Annotated in this window: 17 protein-coding genes and 1 pseudogene; 4 read left to right on the plus strand and 14 right to left on the minus strand. The window is 44.5% G+C overall.

Features of this window, described 5'->3' with window-relative positions; all coding sequences use genetic code 11:
- The first annotated feature begins 8 nt into the window (after window positions 1-8).
- A complete protein-coding gene (locus tag MASE_RS19640; RefSeq protein ID WP_014951438.1) occupies window positions 9-1,616 on the plus strand; it encodes an MFS transporter in 1,608 nt (535 codons plus the stop codon).
- Window positions 1,617-1,661: 45 nt separating this feature from the next.
- Window positions 1,662-2,662 (plus strand): annotated as a pseudogene (locus MASE_RS19645) (LacI family DNA-binding transcriptional regulator).
- 140 nt (window positions 2,663-2,802) lie between these two features.
- On the opposite strand, the gene MASE_RS19650 reads toward MASE_RS19645, so the two are convergent.
- The gene (locus MASE_RS19650; RefSeq protein ID WP_014951440.1) at window positions 2,803-3,972 is read right to left on the minus strand and encodes a DUF1624 domain-containing protein; all 1,170 of its coding nucleotides are present in this window, start codon (window positions 3,970-3,972) and stop codon (window positions 2,803-2,805) included.
- A 201-nt stretch (window positions 3,973-4,173) separates the two neighbouring features.
- On the opposite strand from MASE_RS19650, the gene MASE_RS19655 reads away from it, so the two are divergent.
- Window positions 4,174-4,641 carry a nuclear transport factor 2 family protein gene (locus MASE_RS19655; protein WP_014951441.1) on the plus strand — a complete coding sequence of 156 codons (468 nt, stop codon included), beginning with the start codon at window positions 4,174-4,176 and terminating at the stop codon, window positions 4,639-4,641.
- A 52-nt stretch (window positions 4,642-4,693) separates the two neighbouring features.
- On the opposite strand, the gene MASE_RS19660 is transcribed toward MASE_RS19655, so the two are convergent.
- The 3 genes from MASE_RS19660 to MASE_RS19670 form a co-directional block, all read right to left on the minus strand.
- On the minus strand, window positions 4,694-5,335 hold the full coding sequence (locus MASE_RS19660) for an OmpA family protein (protein ID WP_014951442.1): 642 nt from the start codon (window positions 5,333-5,335) through the stop codon (window positions 4,694-4,696).
- Window positions 5,336-5,685: 350 nt separating this feature from the next.
- The gene (locus MASE_RS19665) at window positions 5,686-6,885 is read right to left on the minus strand and encodes an HD-GYP domain-containing protein (RefSeq protein WP_014951443.1); all 1,200 of its coding nucleotides are present in this window, start codon (window positions 6,883-6,885) and stop codon (window positions 5,686-5,688) included.
- 67 nt (window positions 6,886-6,952) lie between these two features.
- Entirely contained in the window at window positions 6,953-7,291 is a 339-nt protein-coding gene (locus tag MASE_RS19670) for an MGMT family protein (RefSeq protein WP_014951444.1), read from the minus strand.
- 79 nt (window positions 7,292-7,370) lie between these two features.
- On the opposite strand from MASE_RS19670, the gene MASE_RS19675 reads away from it, so the two are divergent.
- Window positions 7,371-7,952: a tRNA-uridine aminocarboxypropyltransferase gene (locus MASE_RS19675; RefSeq protein ID WP_014951445.1), complete on the plus strand. Its 582-nt coding sequence runs from the start codon at window positions 7,371-7,373 to the stop codon at window positions 7,950-7,952.
- A gap of 23 nt (window positions 7,953-7,975) precedes the next feature.
- Here the strand turns inward: MASE_RS19675 and MASE_RS19680 are convergent, their stop codons facing one another.
- The 10 genes from MASE_RS19680 to atpB all read right to left on the minus strand — a co-directional run bounded on the left by MASE_RS19680 (window position 7,976) and on the right by atpB (window position 16,510).
- Entirely contained in the window at window positions 7,976-8,575 is a 600-nt protein-coding gene (locus MASE_RS19680) for a glutathione S-transferase family protein (RefSeq protein WP_014951446.1), read from the minus strand.
- Between the two features lie 163 nt (window positions 8,576-8,738).
- Window positions 8,739-9,725 carry a hypothetical protein gene (locus MASE_RS19685; protein ID WP_014951447.1) on the minus strand — a complete coding sequence of 329 codons (987 nt, stop codon included), beginning with the start codon at window positions 9,723-9,725 and terminating at the stop codon, window positions 8,739-8,741.
- 199 nt (window positions 9,726-9,924) lie between these two features.
- Window positions 9,925-10,338, minus strand: coding sequence for a F0F1 ATP synthase subunit epsilon (locus tag MASE_RS19690; protein WP_014951448.1), 414 nt, complete (start codon window positions 10,336-10,338; stop codon window positions 9,925-9,927).
- A 60-nt stretch (window positions 10,339-10,398) separates the two neighbouring features.
- Window positions 10,399-11,784, minus strand: coding sequence for a F0F1 ATP synthase subunit beta (gene atpD, locus MASE_RS19695; protein ID WP_014951449.1), 1,386 nt, complete (start codon window positions 11,782-11,784; stop codon window positions 10,399-10,401).
- Between the two features lie 33 nt (window positions 11,785-11,817).
- Window positions 11,818-12,678 (minus strand): F0F1 ATP synthase subunit gamma, encoded by an 861-nt coding sequence (gene atpG / locus MASE_RS19700; RefSeq protein ID WP_012520217.1) that lies wholly within the window; start codon window positions 12,676-12,678, stop codon window positions 11,818-11,820.
- Window positions 12,679-12,736: 58 nt separating this feature from the next.
- Entirely contained in the window at window positions 12,737-14,278 is a 1,542-nt protein-coding gene (atpA, locus tag MASE_RS19705; protein ID WP_014951450.1) for a F0F1 ATP synthase subunit alpha, read from the minus strand.
- Window positions 14,279-14,291: 13 nt separating this feature from the next.
- Window positions 14,292-14,825: a F0F1 ATP synthase subunit delta gene (atpH, locus tag MASE_RS19710; protein WP_014951451.1), complete on the minus strand. Its 534-nt coding sequence runs from the start codon at window positions 14,823-14,825 to the stop codon at window positions 14,292-14,294.
- 14 nt (window positions 14,826-14,839) lie between these two features.
- Entirely contained in the window at window positions 14,840-15,310 is a 471-nt protein-coding gene (gene atpF, locus MASE_RS19715; RefSeq protein ID WP_014951452.1) for a F0F1 ATP synthase subunit B, read from the minus strand.
- Between the two features lie 45 nt (window positions 15,311-15,355).
- Window positions 15,356-15,577, minus strand: coding sequence for a F0F1 ATP synthase subunit C (gene atpE, locus MASE_RS19720; protein WP_012520222.1), 222 nt, complete (start codon window positions 15,575-15,577; stop codon window positions 15,356-15,358).
- Between the two features lie 99 nt (window positions 15,578-15,676).
- Window positions 15,677-16,510, minus strand: coding sequence for a F0F1 ATP synthase subunit A (gene atpB, locus MASE_RS19725; RefSeq protein ID WP_012520223.1), 834 nt, complete (start codon window positions 16,508-16,510; stop codon window positions 15,677-15,679).
- Window positions 16,511-16,563: the final 53 nt, after the last annotated feature.

Consider the following 16,563-nt stretch of genomic DNA (forward strand, 5'->3'; position numbering starts at 1 on the left):
AAATAGCAATGAACCATAAGCTGACATTAAAAGAAAAAGTGGGTTATGGCATGGGCGACGCTGCGGCCAATTTAGTTTGGCGGGGCGCACTTGCATATTTGGCGGTATTTTATACCGATACGTTCGGTATTACAGCCGCTGCAGCTGCGATGCTATTTCTTGTCGTTCGTCTTTCTGACGGTGTGACCGATATTATCATGGGAATGATTGCTGACAGAACCCAGACTAAGATGGGAAAGTTTCGCCCTTGGATATTAGGCTCCACTCCTTTTCTTGGCCTTTTCATGGTCCTTTGCTTTACCACACCTGATCTCTCGTATTCAGGCAAACTCATTTACGCTTATCTGACCTACATCGGACTAACCTTAGCGTATACGGTTAATAATGTACCGTACTCAGCGCTTATGGGCGTGATGACCAGTGATGATAGAGAGCGTACAAGTTTGTCTGGCTTTCGTTTTGCTGGGGCATTCTTTGGTGGACTGCTTGTTATGGGATGTTTGCCTATGCTGGTGGACTTACTAGGCCAAGGGAACACTGCTGTAGGGTATCAATATACCATGTGGTTGTTTGCCACGTTGCTTGTCATATTAATGTGCGTAACAGTTTTTACCACGAAAGAGCGCGTTACGTTGCAGCAGGTTTCAAAGCCTCAAGACACTAAACTGGACTCTCCAAAAACAGAGACAGGTACCCAAGTAGCGCCCGCTCCTCGTTCACTAACATCTGAACTCATCGACTTGGGAAAGCAACTACCGTTAATTCTAGTTCCTCTTTCAGCAATAACCGCCTTCTTTTATTATCGAGACGCTTTAACTGGGGCAATCTTCATTACTGTTTTAGCGCTTACTACTATTGCAATTAAACGGTTAACTCGCCGACCGGAAGCCGAGAACACCCGTTCTCAGCAGGATATTATCGACCTGCTTTCCAATAAACCCTGGCTAATTCTGTTAGGAATGGGTTTTCTAACCATGATGTTTAATGGCATCAAATATGGCGTTATTGCCTACTATTTCAAATATTACATGGGCAATGAGCTACTCACAGGCTACTTTTTCATTTCACTGCTGGTGGTGTCGATTTTCGGCGCATTAGCAACGTCCAAATTAGCCGCTATGTTTGGTCGCAAGAAGCTCTTTATTATCGCGCTGTTAGCAAGTAGCGTATTGACCTCTGGCATTTATTTTGTTCCTCAGAAAAGCGTGAGCGCCATATTCATTCTAGGTTGCAGTGCAGAGTTTTTTGCAGCCATATTGCCTACCTTATTTTTCTCTATGCTAGGAGACTCGGCAGACTACAGTGAATATAAGACAGGTCGAAGAGCCACCGGACTCGTCTACTCTGCAGGCTCTTTTGTTCAAAAAACAGGGGGAGGCTTCGCAGGGGCGCTCGTCTTGCTAGTATTGGGAAGCTATGGCTATAACGGTCTTGATATCAATACAATTAATCAAACGCTTCCAGGTATGAAGTCTTTAATGAGTTGGATACCGGCGCTATTTGGCTTTGCTGGCGCGGCGTTAATCTGTCTGTACCCATTAAATGACGAAAAACAAAAAGAAGTTACACAAGCTTTACTCTCTCGACGTAGCGAACAACCGCCGATATCGGCATAATACAGTCAGTTAGAGTGATTGTTTTAGAGAACGAGGTCTTATCACGTGCCCACCATTTATCAAGTTGCCGAGCGTGCAGGTGTTTCTTTATCTACGGTATCCCGCGTATTAAATGGTAAGGCTTCGGTAAACAAAGTACTGAAAGAACGCGTAGAGAAAGCGGTTAAAGAGCTAAATTACCGTCCAAACTCTGTCGCTCGTTCATTGGCAAATAACCGCACTGACAGCGTCGGGGTACTTGTACCTGAACTCAACGCCCCGTTTTTTGGCGATCTGATGCAGGCAGTAGAGTCAACGCTGCGCGCTGCAGATAAACATGTCATTATTTCGGTAGGACGAAATTGCCTAGAAACAGAGAAAGATGCGGTAGAGTTTCTTATTAGCCGTAACTGCGATGCACTCATCATGCATGCAGAAGCATTATCCGATGAGTATTTATTGGAGTTAAACCAGTCGAAACTTCCCGTTGCTTTGGTTAACAGACAGGTAGGAGGGCTACCTGAGGCATGCACTAGCCTCGATAATGAAAAGGGTGGATATCTGGCTACCCGCCACTTACTCGAGCTAGGCCATAAAGACATTGCATATATTTCTGGACCGACTGACAAGTGTGACGCGAGCTTGCGCTTGGAAGGACATAAACGCGCCTTGTCGGAAGCAGGGTTGCCCATAAACCCACAGTTGATATTTAACGGCGACTATTCTGAAGAAGACGGGAAGATTGGCTTGTTAGAGCTCATGGCGCGCGATGTGCCTTTCACGGCTTTAGTGTGCGCCAACGATTGGATGGCATCGGGTGCGATAAGCTGCGCGAGAGATTTAGGCATGAGCCTTCCCCACGACTTGTCTGTGGTTGGTTTCGATGACGTGGTATTTGCCCACCATGTTTTCCTCGTCTTACCACGGTCAGTAACCCAATTGCGGAAATGGCTGAAATGTCAGCCAAGTACATACTTAATAAAGTATATGGTCAGGCTAATAACGTCCAGCTGTATTTCGAACCTTCCTTGGTTGTTCGGGAATCTACGGTAAAACATGAAGGATGAAGCCAAGCTGGTAAGTCGAAAACCGACTTTCATCTAAACTCTCAATTAAAACTTTCGATTAAGTACCTTTCGCTCCCAATAGCGCACTTTGCTACCCACCTTAATGATGATACGACCCACAATAGACGCGAAGGCCTGTCTTACAAGTATTTAAGCCAAGGGGCGTGGTGCTTTGATTTATAGGCGCTAAACCATTTAACAGGGAAATAAAGCACTAAACTAAGGCCAGCAGCTATTAACCATATTTGCCAAATATGGTCTACGCCCACGTATTTTCCTTTATTCGCCCCCCAAATAAAGAATGCAATACCGTACATCACCAGCAATACGTACAAATGCAGGATGTAGAAAAACATCGGGACCGAGCCAAAGGTGTCAAGAAACGCAAACTGCGTATCCTTAACGCGCTCGAAAGCAAACAACAATAGAAACATGCCGGCCAGTGTAAAGACCAAAAATGCTAAAGACGGGGGGTACTTAGTCAAATTAAGTAATGACATCAACGTAGTGATGGCACTTTGTTGTAGCTCCCAAGGCAAGGTCTCACCATAAATATTTAAACCGCGAAGTAGGAAAAATAGGCTGAGCGACACTGCAAATAAACCAAGCAACCACCGACCGCGTCGCGCTTTATCAAGCTGTTGACTGTAAAGAGGCCCACATGCATAACCGAGCAGTATTACCCCTATCCAAGGAAGCACGGGATAACTCACTTTAATGTTTAGGGCGGCTGACTGAAGTATATATCCTCTATCGTGCAGCATTGTCCAAAGCGTATAGCCTGTTTCATGTGGAACATAGCTAATTGGCGTTAGTGCATTATGTCCAAAGACAATTAAGAGGCCTAAAATGAGCAACAGAGTTCTTGGAAGATAACTCAATACAGCCAGAGCAATCATGCTGATACCTATGGCCCACATCACCTGAAGATAAAGCGTTTGGAAACTCGCCCCCCAGCTAAACGTAATAAATGTGACCTCTAAGAACAAAATAAACAATCCACGCTTAATTAAGAACTCTCTGACATTACGTGTCGGCTTAGCCTTATTCGCTGAGTTCATTGGATTGGCATAGAGCCATGCAGACAGCCCCGTTAAAAACACGAATGTGGGTGCGCAGTAATGGGCGGCTAACCGTGTGAAAAATAGAGAAGGTGACGTAGTATCGATATCCATAGGATCAGATACCTGCAAATGCAGAAAAAAGCGCTCTCGCACGTGATCGATAAGCATAATGAGCATGACCAAGCCACGCATCATATCGATGCTTCGAATACGGTTTCGTTGAATACTAGAAGACATTTTAGCCATTACATCAAGGAGGAAATATTTGCTATCAACACAACTTCGTTCAGAATTTAGCGGTAGTTTTAGCCACTCACAGCATCGATAGTTAAACGATTAACCCAATGCTATAACATTGCAGTAAACAGTGGCAATTATTTGCTTCGAATATACTAATGATGCGTTCAACAGCATAATAAGAAATACTAGAAGAAAAACGGAGTCACTATGAAATATCTATTGTTAGGTCTGGTCATGCTTGCTGTTGCTACGACGGCCGTTGCGAACAACGACCGCGACGCAGTGAATCAGACACTTAATGCTCTACATCACAATGCGTCTATTGCAGACTTTGAGCAGTATTTTGGTTTGTATCACGACAGCGCGATCTTTATTGGCACCGACGCATCTGAGGTATGGACCAAAGAAGCGTTTAAGGCGTATGCCAAACCTCACTTTGACAAGGGCAGAGGATGGACATACCACCCGCGAGACAGGCATATCTATTTTTCCCCTAATCACGATGTAGCCTGGTTCGATGAACTGCTCGATAATGAAAGCCTGGGAGAAACACGAGGCACGGGTGTATTAATAAAAGAGGGAGCGAAGTGGAAAGTAACCCAATATCATTTAACGATCCCTATCCCCAACGCGCTTGCAGATAGCGTTGCTAATCAAATTAAAACCATGCGATAAAAAAAGCCCCGACGTAATGGGGCCTTTGTTTCTCTTTGGGTCTTAACTACCTTTAGGTATTAGACTGTGTGAGTGGTTGAATTTCCATCTCTACTCGACGGTTCATCGAGCGGTTTGCTGCACTATTGTTAGGTACTTTAGGTGCGTATTCGCCCATACCTACCGTCGTGATACGCGTCGGGTTAACAGAATAGTTAATAAGTAAATTCTTAACCGCTCCTGCACGACGCTCAGATAAAGACTGGTTGTACTGCTCAGAGCCAGTGTCATCCGTATGACCTTTGATCATAAGAACGGTTTTTTCGTAATTGTTTACGACTTTGGCAACGTCTTGAAGAACCGGATTGAAGTTAGGGCTGATGCTAGAACTGTCAGTAGCAAAGGTAATGTCGCCCGGCATGATCAATCGCAGATTATCGCCTTCTCGCACAACTTGAACGCCAGTATCAGAAAGCTCATTTCGAAGCTCTTCTTCCTGTTTGTCCATGTAGTTACCTATCGCACCACCTGCGATTGCACCTACCGCAGCGCCCCACGCATAACGACTTTTGTCGTTATCACCTGTCGCTTTACCCAGCAATGCGCCTACTACCGCACCAATAGCGGCACCTTTTTGCGTATTATTCGGATCAGTTGCGCAACCTGCTACCGTTAGTGACGCAGCAATCAAACTTACAGCAAGAGTCTTTTTCATAACTTCCTCTTATTTCAATTAAAAGCTTTATATTGATGAGTTGCATTTATCCATTGCCACTCTCAATAAGCTCAGTGTTAGTTTTGCATTAAACAACTACAGTGATAGCAATTAGCGTTCCACTGGCAAATATTCTGTATGTAAGCAACAACGAGTATCTGAGCGCCACGAGTTCGTTTCCTGCTTAACTTTTCCTTAAGATCAGCACTCAAAGGCACTACAGCACTTCTTGTTTAGAGGAGTGTAGGACATCAAACCTGAACGTTAGCTAAATGAACGTTGGAATAAAGAAGAAAAAATGCGTTGGTACACAGTGTAAATACTACACTGTGTTGCTAAAAAGTAACGTTTTAGCCTATTGAAACTGAGCGCTCAAAAAATGCGTTCACATCAATCTTATAGTCAGACGCTATGACGGCTTTGTTGATACTGACTGTTTTATCCGATGATAGGTCAACATCTTTCGGCGTTAGATAGTGGTTACTGCGAACCGAATAAAAAACCTTTACGAGTGGCGTAAGCGGGGAGTCTCTCTGTTCAAGCACCATCGCTAATTTATCATTTGATAATAGAACTAGGCTCCCTACGGGATAAACGCCCAGACACTTTATAAACTGTTGAACAAGCGACTGGTCAAGACGCGTTGGCGCATCACTCATCAAAATAGAGAATGCCTTTTGGCTAGACATACCGGCCTTATACACCCGGTCCGCGGTGAGTGCATCGTACATGTCGGCAATGGCAAGCATTCGGCCCGCTTGGCTAATATCCTCACCTTTGGTCCCAGCAGGGTAGCCCAAGCCATCCAATCGCTCATGATGCTCACTAATCGCTTGAATCAGTGGCTGCGCAATTTCCGTACTTTTTAAATAGTCGACCCCGTGCTTTACATGACCTTTCATGATCTCCATTTCGCTGTCCGTAAGGCGGCCTGGCTTATGAAGAATTTCATCTGGAATTTTGATTTTGCCCAAGTCGTGTAGAAAGCCAGCATAGGAGAGGTCTTGCACCTCTTCTTCAGACATCCCTAAATACTTGCCAAAATTTGCGAGTAAAATAGCGACGTTCAGAGAATGCTCTAGTAAATAGTCGTCTTTTTCTCGAATTTTAGTTAGACAAAGCAACGCATCGGGGTTCCTATCTACCGACTCGACTAACTTATTTGAAAATGCTTTGGGAATACTCGCATCAAAAGGCGTCTCTTTTTGTACATTGGCAAGTAACAACTTTTGAATTGCCTTTCCTTGCTCGTGAAGCTTTGCGGCTCTTACCAGCTCATTTTCTAGTGATACTTTTTTTGATTTTACCGGCTGATCAGAAGGCGAGTTTTGGTGCTTTTCCACAGTGGCCGATGAGCTAGGTTGCTCAACGTTAAACGCCTTATCTGTATCAATGGCGAGGGTTTTCACACCTCGCTTTCTAAGTGTTTTAACCACGTCATCAGACGTAACGCGGCCTTGGCTCGTAACCCTCAACGCACCTTTTTGCTCTAAAATTTGATGAACAAACATGCCTGGCACTAACTGATCAATAGTAATCTTTTTTATCATCTTATATGCACTGCACTATATTAATCGCCATATATTTGCTAACTGCTTTCATATAAAAAGTGAAAGCTCAGTACTCTAACTCTACTAGTATAGTGTGTAAATCTGGCTTCCAACCAAACTTCGTCATATTCACTCGGTAGTTTTTAACGACCACACCTTCCTCTGCTAATCGCTCTCGCTGCTCATCCGCTTTATCAGAGCCAGCAGGAAAAGCAATTTTACCGTCAGCACGTAGTACGCGATGCCAGTGACAGTCAGCATTTATCTCTCTTAAACACTTTCCCATCATTCTAGCTCTGCCGGGTAATCCACACAGGTCAGCGAGCAAGGCGTAACTTATTACCTGTCCCTCAGGCACTAAAGAAAGCGTTTTCTCTACTCGAGATTGTACTGCTTCATTCGGCATGTTGTATATTATCCTATCTATTAAGTTACTTAGTTAATAAGTGCGATAAACGTTCAAAAGAGAATAAAGAAATTCAGTTATGCGCCTTTATTGTGAACACTGTGGATATCCTCAAAAAACCTGTATTTGCTCTCACATTAACACAGTAGATACATCGTTAGAGATTGTGATAATTCAACACGAAAAAGAAGCACTTCACGCCAAGAATACGGCGCGCTTAGTTTCATTGTGTATTCCTTCGACGCGAATCATACTTGCTAATGATGTCGTCGCTATGCAATCCCTATCCGAACACTGCTCACGTCGACATTCAGTGCTTGTTTACCCAAGTGAATGCAGTACACCGATAGAAAATGTCGATGCCGTTGCACGTTCTGAGATCACAACGCTAATTCTAATAGATGGAAGTTGGAAACAAGCATTTGGTCTAGTTAAACAGAACCCATGGTTAACAAAGTTACCAGCGTTTCACTTCATTTCTGCACCCACTTCTAACTATGCTATTCGTCATACGACATTAAGCAATGCACTTTCCACGCTAGAAGCAACAGCTTATGCGCTACAGTGCTTAGATCAAATCGACGTTTCTGGGCTTTACAGAGCACAGAGAGCCTTACAAGATAAGTGGCAAGGCCCTATGTCACATAGAAGGCATTTCTAGCGTAGAACTTCGTTTAGCGCACATTACGCGTTCATGGGAACGAAGCCCTTTTGATCTTTGACTAAACTTATCCAATTTCGAATGGCAGGATAGGCGGAAAGGTCAAACCCGCCCTCGTGGGCAACGTGGGTATAGGCAAACAACGAAATATCCGCAAGAGTTAACGTGTCACCTAGCAAAAACGGCGTAATTTTAAGTTGATGCTCCATGACAGCTAGTGCGCGATATCCACCCGCTTGTTTAGATTCGTACTCCGCTTTCCTGTCCTCGGGTAGCCCTAAATAAACATTGATGTAACGAGCAACGGCGATATAAGGCTCGTGACTGTATTGTTCGAAAAACTGCCACTGTAAAAGTTGCGAAAAACTATAGGGAGAAGAGGGGATTAAAGGAGTGTTAGATGCTAGATAGTGCATGATGGCATTGGATTCTGACAACACCCTGCCGTCGTCTAGTTCAAGCAACGGAATTTTCCCATTAGGGGTCTTTTCTAGGAAAGAAGGAGCGCGTGTCTCTCCTTTCATAATGTCCACATCAATCCATTCGCAGGTTTTACCTAACAAAGAAAGAAGCAGTTGGAGCTTGTAACAGTTTCCTGAACGCGTGTCGCCGTATATTCGCACAATGATATCTCTATGACCTAAGAAGATTTACCATACCAACGCAATGTGAATACGACAATTATTAATAGCTGTTAGGGTGCGAGAAGGGATTAAGCGAGCCTTGTCTAGATACCACATAGACCGCTGCGAAAATATAAGGCAAAGAACAACAGACCCGAATAGACTAATGGTAGCGAGGGAGTTGAATTAACCATTCAACAATGAACAATAGAACCCATGAAATCGGTATTAACGCAATACACGCAGCCACTCTTGCCTTATCTCTTGGGGCAAAAACCCGCGCCCCCATTTTTAAGACTCGTTCTTTTTCGCTTTCTAGTTGCTCAATTGACGCAGCTGTAGAGAATTCTTCGTGCTTTGCACATCGTTTAATACCGTCTTCTATGTTTTCCTCTAGGTGCAGAACAGCAGCTTTCTGCTCTTTCTCAAGCATACTTTTAAGCTTTATTACCGGCCAATATAGATAAACGCTCACTATCCCCGTGAAGAACGTCACTACTAGTACATCAATGGAAGGAATGTCTTTTTTCAACCAAAAGATAGGAAAGATGGCCAGTGCCCCCATCGCAAATATGCTGTTAGTTGTTCCTAATTTTAAAATCGTCATGATGGACTTAAGTCGGTCAATATTTCCACCGGCTTGGGGCAAAACTTTAGAAGTTAGGTACTTAATGTTGGAGGAAATCTGAAACAAAAATAAAATGGCCAAGAACCAAAAGGGGACGGCTGTGGCCGTTAAGAATAAAACGTGTATTTCTTGTTTTACCGTGATCAATCCTTCGAATATGCAGTACACAATCGTGATCATAATAGAAATGATGATTGCATTGAAAATATGGTGTCTAAATTCAATGGCGAGTTCTCGCCTATGCGCCGAAAACTGACTAAGCTGGTTGGTTTTTACAAGCAAAGAAATAAGGGTGCTAGCCACGTTTTGATGCATTAAACGAAGCGCAAACCAAAAGTATCCTGTAATAAGCGACATACCAATAGCAGAGTTGAAGTCGCGCTGTGCACGTACATTTCCCACTTCAGGCCAATCTAACGCACCCGTAAAATAATGCACTGAAAGTAAAATCAGTGTTGTTAGCAGAGGAAAAAATCCAATAGAGGCACCTTTGTGCATGTTGGAATACGGGTTAAGCTTCATTTCTATAATTCGTTACAGGCAAAGGTGGCACTAGAATTAGCGCCGATTACGTTTTAATTTAAATCGGTTAAAACGCTCTAACGATAAGCTTTGTGTAGTGCGATAGCAATAAAAATAAACGTAAGAGAATGTGAACGACCACTTTTCGTTCGGCAATAAAAAACCCGCCATTTGGCGGGTTTTTTCAAAGCTGTGCTTTTTACTTGCGTAACTTCTGAATAAGACGAAGTTGAGCAATAGCTTCTGCAAGCTCGTGAGCTGCTTCAGCGTAGTTAAAGTCAGCGCCTGGGTTGGCGATGTGCTCTTCTGCACGTCGTTTGGCTTCTTCTGCTGCCTGCTCGTCAAGATCTTCAGCTCGAACCGCGGTATCAGCCAGTACGGTAACATTGCCAGGTTGTACTTCTAGTACACCACCTGCAACATAGATTACTTCTTCTTCACCGTGCTGTTTAACCAAACGCACCATACCAGGTTTAATAGCAGAGATAAGTGGCGCGTGCCCTGGGTGAATACCCAGCTCACCTTCGCTACCTGTCACCTGAATCGCTTCAACGCGACCTGAGAAAATCGCTTTCTCCGCGCTTACTACGTCCAAATGTACTGTCATTGCCATGTGAACCTCCTGATTAGGTACGTTAGCATGATGCTAGGCTAGCAACTGCTAGCCCTGTCATTATGCTTTCTTGGCTTTCTCTAGCGCTTCTTCGATAGAACCAACCATGTAGAAGGCTTGCTCTGGAAGGTGATCGTACTCACCGTCTAGAATGCCTTTAAAGCCACTGATTGTGTCTTTTAGCGATACATATTTACCAGGTGCACCAGTAAATACTTCTGCTACGAAGAACGGCTGAGATAGGAAACGCTGAATCTTACGAGCACGTGATACCACTTGCTTGTCTTCTTCAGATAGTTCGTCCATACCTAGGATCGCGATGATGTCTTTCAGCTCTTTATAGCGCTGAAGAACAGTCTGTACGCCACGTGCTACGTCATAGTGCTCTTGACCAATTACTAGCGGGTCTAGCTGACGAGACGTTGAATCTAGTGGGTCTACCGCAGGATAGATACCAAGAGACGCGATATCACGAGAAAGTACTACCGTTGCATCCAAGTGAGCAAAGGTTGTCGCTGGAGATGGGTCAGTCAAGTCATCCGCAGGTACATATACCGCTTGGATTGAAGTGATTGAACCTGTCTTCGTTGACGTAATACGTTCCTGAAGTACACCCATCTCTTCTGCAAGAGTAGGCTGGTAACCTACCGCAGATGGCATACGACCTAGAAGTGCTGATACTTCAGTACCTGCTAGGGTATAACGATAGATGTTATCTACGAAGAATAGAACGTCACGGCCTTCGTCACGGAACTTCTCAGCCATTGTTAGACCGGTAAGTGCAACACGTAAACGGTTACCCGGTGGCTCGTTCATCTGACCGTATACAAGCGATACTTTATCAAGTACGTTTGATTCGTTCATTTCGTGATAGAAGTCGTTACCCTCACGCGTACGCTCACCAACACCAGCGAATACTGAGAAACCGCTGTGCTCGATTGCGATGTTACGGATAAGTTCCATCATGTTTACGGTTTTACCTACACCCGCACCACCGAATAGACCAACTTTACCACCCTTAGCGAATGGGCAAACCAAGTCGATTACTTTGATACCAGTTTCTAGTAGTTCTACCGAGCTAGACTGATCTTCGTAGCTAGGCGCTTCACGGTGAATAGACATACGCTCTTCTTCACCAATTGGGCCTGCTTCGTCGATTGGGTTACCCAATACGTCCATGATACGACCAAGTGTCTTCGTACCAACTGGAACCATGATTGGGTTACCGGTATTTTCTACTGCAAGACCACGTTTTAGTCCGTCAGTAGTACCTAGTGCGATGCCACGAACAACACCACCACCTAATTGCTGTTGCACTTCCAGGGTTAGACCTGACAAGTCACCTTCGGTAACTCGTAGTGCGTCATAAACTCTTGGTACCGCATCTTGTGGAAATTCAATATCCACAACGGCGCCAATGATTTGGACGACCTTACCTTGACTCATAATTTGTCCTCGTTATCTCTTTTAAACCTTTGCCTACACCGCTGCGGCACCGCTCACAATCTCACTGATTTCTTGTGTGATTGCAGCCTGACGCGCTTTGTTATATACCAGTTGTAACTCATCAATGAGGTTACCGGCGTTGTCGGTTGCTGCCTTCATGGCAACCATTCGCGCAGCTTGTTCTGACGCCGCGTTTTCTACAACACCCTGATACACCTGAGACTCAATGTAACGAACCATTAGTGCTTCCAAAATTTCTTTTGGATCTGGCTCGTAGATGTAGTCCCAACGATGTTGATATTCTTCGTCTTCTGACTTTGGCAAAGGCAATAACTGATTGATCACAGGTTTCTGTGTCATGGTGTTAACGAAGTCATTGAATACCAAGAATACTCGGTCAATTTGTCCTTCGTCGTACGCTTTAAGCATAACGCGTACAACACCCACTACATCGCTCACAGACGGCTTGTCACCTAAACCAGATTCAGCAGCAAGCAACTTGCCACCAAAGCGGTTGAAGAAACTGCACGCCTTAGAACCTAATGCAGCGAAATCCACTTCTACACCCTGTTCACGCCATTTTTTGACGTCTTGAGTGACGAGCTTAAATTCATTGGTGTTCAAGCCACCACATAAGCCTCGGTCAGTGGAAATCACAATGTAACCGACGCGCTTGACTTCACGCTCTTCCAAATAAGGATGGCGATATTCAAGGTTACCGTTTGCAATGTGACCAATCACTTTAAGCATATTTTGTGCATATGGACGGCCAGAAGCCATGCGTTCCTGCGCCTTTTTCATTTTAGACGCAGCAACCATTTCCATCGCACTGGTAATCTTCTGAGTATTTTTGATACTCCCAATCTTACCTTTTATTTCTTTACCGCTGGCCATGACTATCTCTCCGATTACTCAACGAATTGCGCTGGTGGTTAAACACCAGCACCATTGATTACCAAGTTTGTGTCGCTTTAAAGTTTGTTAAAGCGTCGTTCAACTTAGAGGCAATCTCGTCGTTGTAGTTACCTGATTCGTTGATAGTCTTCATAAGGTCAGCGTGTTCGCTGTTCATGTAAGAGTGAAGAGCGGCTTCAAAATCTAGGATTTTGTTAAGCTCGATACCCTTAAGGAAACCTTTTTCTACCGCGAACAGAGATACACCCATATCAGCAATTGAAAGTGGTGCGTACTGCTTCTGCTTCATTAGCTCAGTTACGCGCTCACCGTGCTCAAGTTGCTCACGAGTTGCATCATCAAGGTCAGAAGCAAACTGCGAGAACGCCGCAAGTTCACGATACTGAGCTAGGGCTAGACGGATACCGCCACCCAACTTCTTGATGATTTTAGTCTGTGCAGCACCACCAACACGAGATACCGAGATACCAGCGTTAACCGCTGGACGGATACCTGCGTTAAACAAGTCAGTTTCTAGGAAGATCTGACCGTCGGTAATTGAGATTACGTTAGTTGGTACGAATGCAGATACGTCACCAGCTTGCGTTTCGATAATTGGAAGCGCAGTCAATGAACCTGTCTTACCTTTCACTTCGCCGTTTGTGTAACGCTCAACGTATTGTTCGTTTACACGTGCAGCACGTTCTAGTAGACGTGAGTGAAGGTAGAATACGTCACCTGGGTAAGCTTCACGGCCTGGTGGACGCTTAAGTAGTAGTGAGATTTGACGGTAAGCAACAGCTTGCTTAGACAAATCATCATATACGATTAGCGCGTCTTCACCGCGGTCACGGAAGAATTCACCCATAGTACAACCAGAGTAAGGCGCTAGGTATTGAAGCGCAGCAGACTCAGATGCAGATGCTGCAACCACGATAGTGTGGTCAAGTGCACCGTGCTCTTCTAGTTTACGTACTACGTTAGCGATAGTAGATGCTTTCTGACCAACCGCTACGTACACACACTTAATGCCTGTACCTTTTTGGTTGATGATAGCGTCAACAGCCATTGCTGTTTTACCACACTGACGGTCACCGATGATAAGCTCACGCTGACCACGACCTACTGGGATCATGGCGTCAACTGACTTATAACCAGTTTGTACTGGCTGGTCTACCGATTGACGCTCGATTACGCCAGGTGCAATTTTTTCAACTGGTTCGAAACCAGCTGCATCGATTGCGCCTTTACCATCGATAGGCTCACCTAGTGTGTTTACAACACGACCTAGTAGTGCGTTACCTACTGGTACTTCAAGAATACGACCAGTAGATTGTACTTTATCGCCTTCTTTAAGGTCCGCATAAGGACCCATAACAACTGCACCTACAGAGTCTCGCTCAAGGTTTAGTGCAATTGCGTAACGGCTTCCAGGAAGCTCGATCATTTCTCCTTGCATTACATCTGCAAGGCCATGAATGCGGATAATACCGTCAGTTACTGCGACGATAGTACCTTCATTACGTGCTTCACTGCTTACATTGAACTGTTCAATTCTTTTCTTGATCAGTTCAGCAATTTCAGTGGAATTAAGTTGCATGCTCTTATCCCCGTTATGCTTGCAACGCGTCTGCTAGACGGTTCAATTTCGACTTTACGGAACCATCAATAACTGTATCGCCGGCATTAATTACCATTCCAGCGATCAGGGCAGGGTCCACGTTACAATTAAGCTTCACTTTACGTGCCAAACGTTTTTCCAAAGATGCAACCAACTCATTTTGTTGCGCATCAGTCAGCGTAGATGCTGAGGTTACGTCCACTTCTATTTCTTTGTCGTAATCTGCTTTAAATGCATCAAACAAAGTAGAAATTTCAGGCAACGCGGCTAAACGTTTATTCTCAGCCAAAACCTTAACCAGGTTTTGGCCGTGTTCGTCGAGTTGCTCACCACAAACATTGTTAAAAATGTCGGCAAGCGTGTCAGCGGCAACCGCACCAGACAAAAGCTGGTGCATGTCATCGTTCGCTGCTACAGCGCCTGCAAAGGCGAGCATTTCTTGCCATTTTGCAACGGCGTCTTTCTCGACAGCAAAATCGAAAGCAGCTTTAGCATAAGGACGAGCAACGGTTGTCAATTCAGACATGGCTCATCTCCCTATTAAAGCTCAGCGACAAGTTTTTCAACAATGTCGTTTTGTGCGTTTGCATCGATTTCACGTTGTAAGATTTGCTGTGCGCCAGCTACTGCAAGTGCAGAAACCTGCTTGCGCAAATCTTCTTTGGCACGATTGCGTTCAGCTTCAATCTCGGCATAACCAGAAGCGATAATCTTTTCGCGTTCCGCATGGCCTTTTTGCGTTTCTTCGTCAACCAATTGGTTGGCACGCTTTTTAGCCTGCTCGATAATTTCAGCTGCTTGCGCTTTCGCATCTTTCAATTGCTCAGTAGCTTTCGCTTGAGCAAGCTCTAGGTCTTTCTCTGCACGCTCAGAAGCTTCAAGCCCATCGGCAATTTTCTTCTGACGTTCTTCAATCGCTGCCATTAGTGGAGGCCATACATATTTCATGCAGAACACCACGAACACAGCGAAGGCGATTAATTGACCAATAAAAGTGGCGTTAAAATTCACAATCGCCCCTCCTCTTAAAGTTCGCTAAAAAAGTGTTTAGTAGAATTAGGCACCAACAGCGAACAATAGGTATAGAGCGATACCAACACCGATCATCGCGATGGCGTCGATAAGACCCGCTACGATGAACATCTTAACTTGTAGTTGAGGTGCTAGTTCAGGTTGACGAGCAGCAGATTCAAGGAATTTACCACCTAGTAGACCGAAACCAATAGCGGTACCTAGGGCACCAAGACCAATCAGTAGTGCAACAGCGATGTATAACATTTACGTCTCCGATTTAAGTTAAATTTAAAGTTAATGTTTAAAAGTCAAACTCTGTAAAAACGGTGTCGATTAAAAATCAAAACCGACACCCGTTAATGCTTAGTGGTCTTCACACGCCAGGCTTAAGTACACGATGGTAAGCATCATGAAAATAAACGCTTGAAGCGGAAGTACCAGAATATGGAACACAGCCCACATGAAGTGCAGTGGAAGCTGGAAATAACCAATTGTAGCAATCAAAATGAAGATTAGCTCACTGGCATACAAGTTACCGAACAAACGCAGTGCTAGTGAAAGCGGACGCGCAAGCAAAGTAACGGTTTCAAGAATAAAGTTCACCGGAATAAAGATAGGGTGACCGAAAGGCTGCATAGTCAGTTCTTTTGCAAAACCGCCAATGCCTTTCATCTTGATTGAATAGAAAAGAATAAGAATAAACACGCCTGAAGCCAGTGCGAACGTTAAGTTAAGGTCAGTGGTTGGAACTGCCTTGTTGTAAACGTCGTGTGGATCCATGCCAAAAGCCGCTTGGCCGATAAGACCAGATACCCATGGAATAAGATCAACTGGCACCAAGTCCATAAGGTTCATTAGCAATACCCATACAAAGATAGTCAGTGCTAATGGCGCAATAAGTGCGCTCTTACCATGGAAAGTGCTTTTAACGTTGTCGTCAACAAACTCAACAACAAGCTCAACAAACGCCTGCATTTTGCCAGGTACGCCGGTTGTCGCTTTTGAAGCAACGCTTCTAAAGATAATTAGGAAAAGAAGACCAAGACCGATAGACCATGCCAGTGTATCAACATGCCATGCCCAAAAACCGGCGTCAGAACACGCTTTGTTAAAAGCAATTCCGTTGTCAGTTGAGCACATGGTGGCATTGGTCAAGTGGTGCTTGATGTATTCTGAGGTAGTGTATTCAGATGCCATTGTTTAACCCAAGTTGTAAAGTGTAAAAATTTGGTGACTGGTTCTTTTGTCTC

It is taken from the genome of Alteromonas macleodii ATCC 27126, from assembly GCF_000172635.2.
GTDB lineage: Bacteria > Pseudomonadota > Gammaproteobacteria > Enterobacterales > Alteromonadaceae > Alteromonas > Alteromonas macleodii.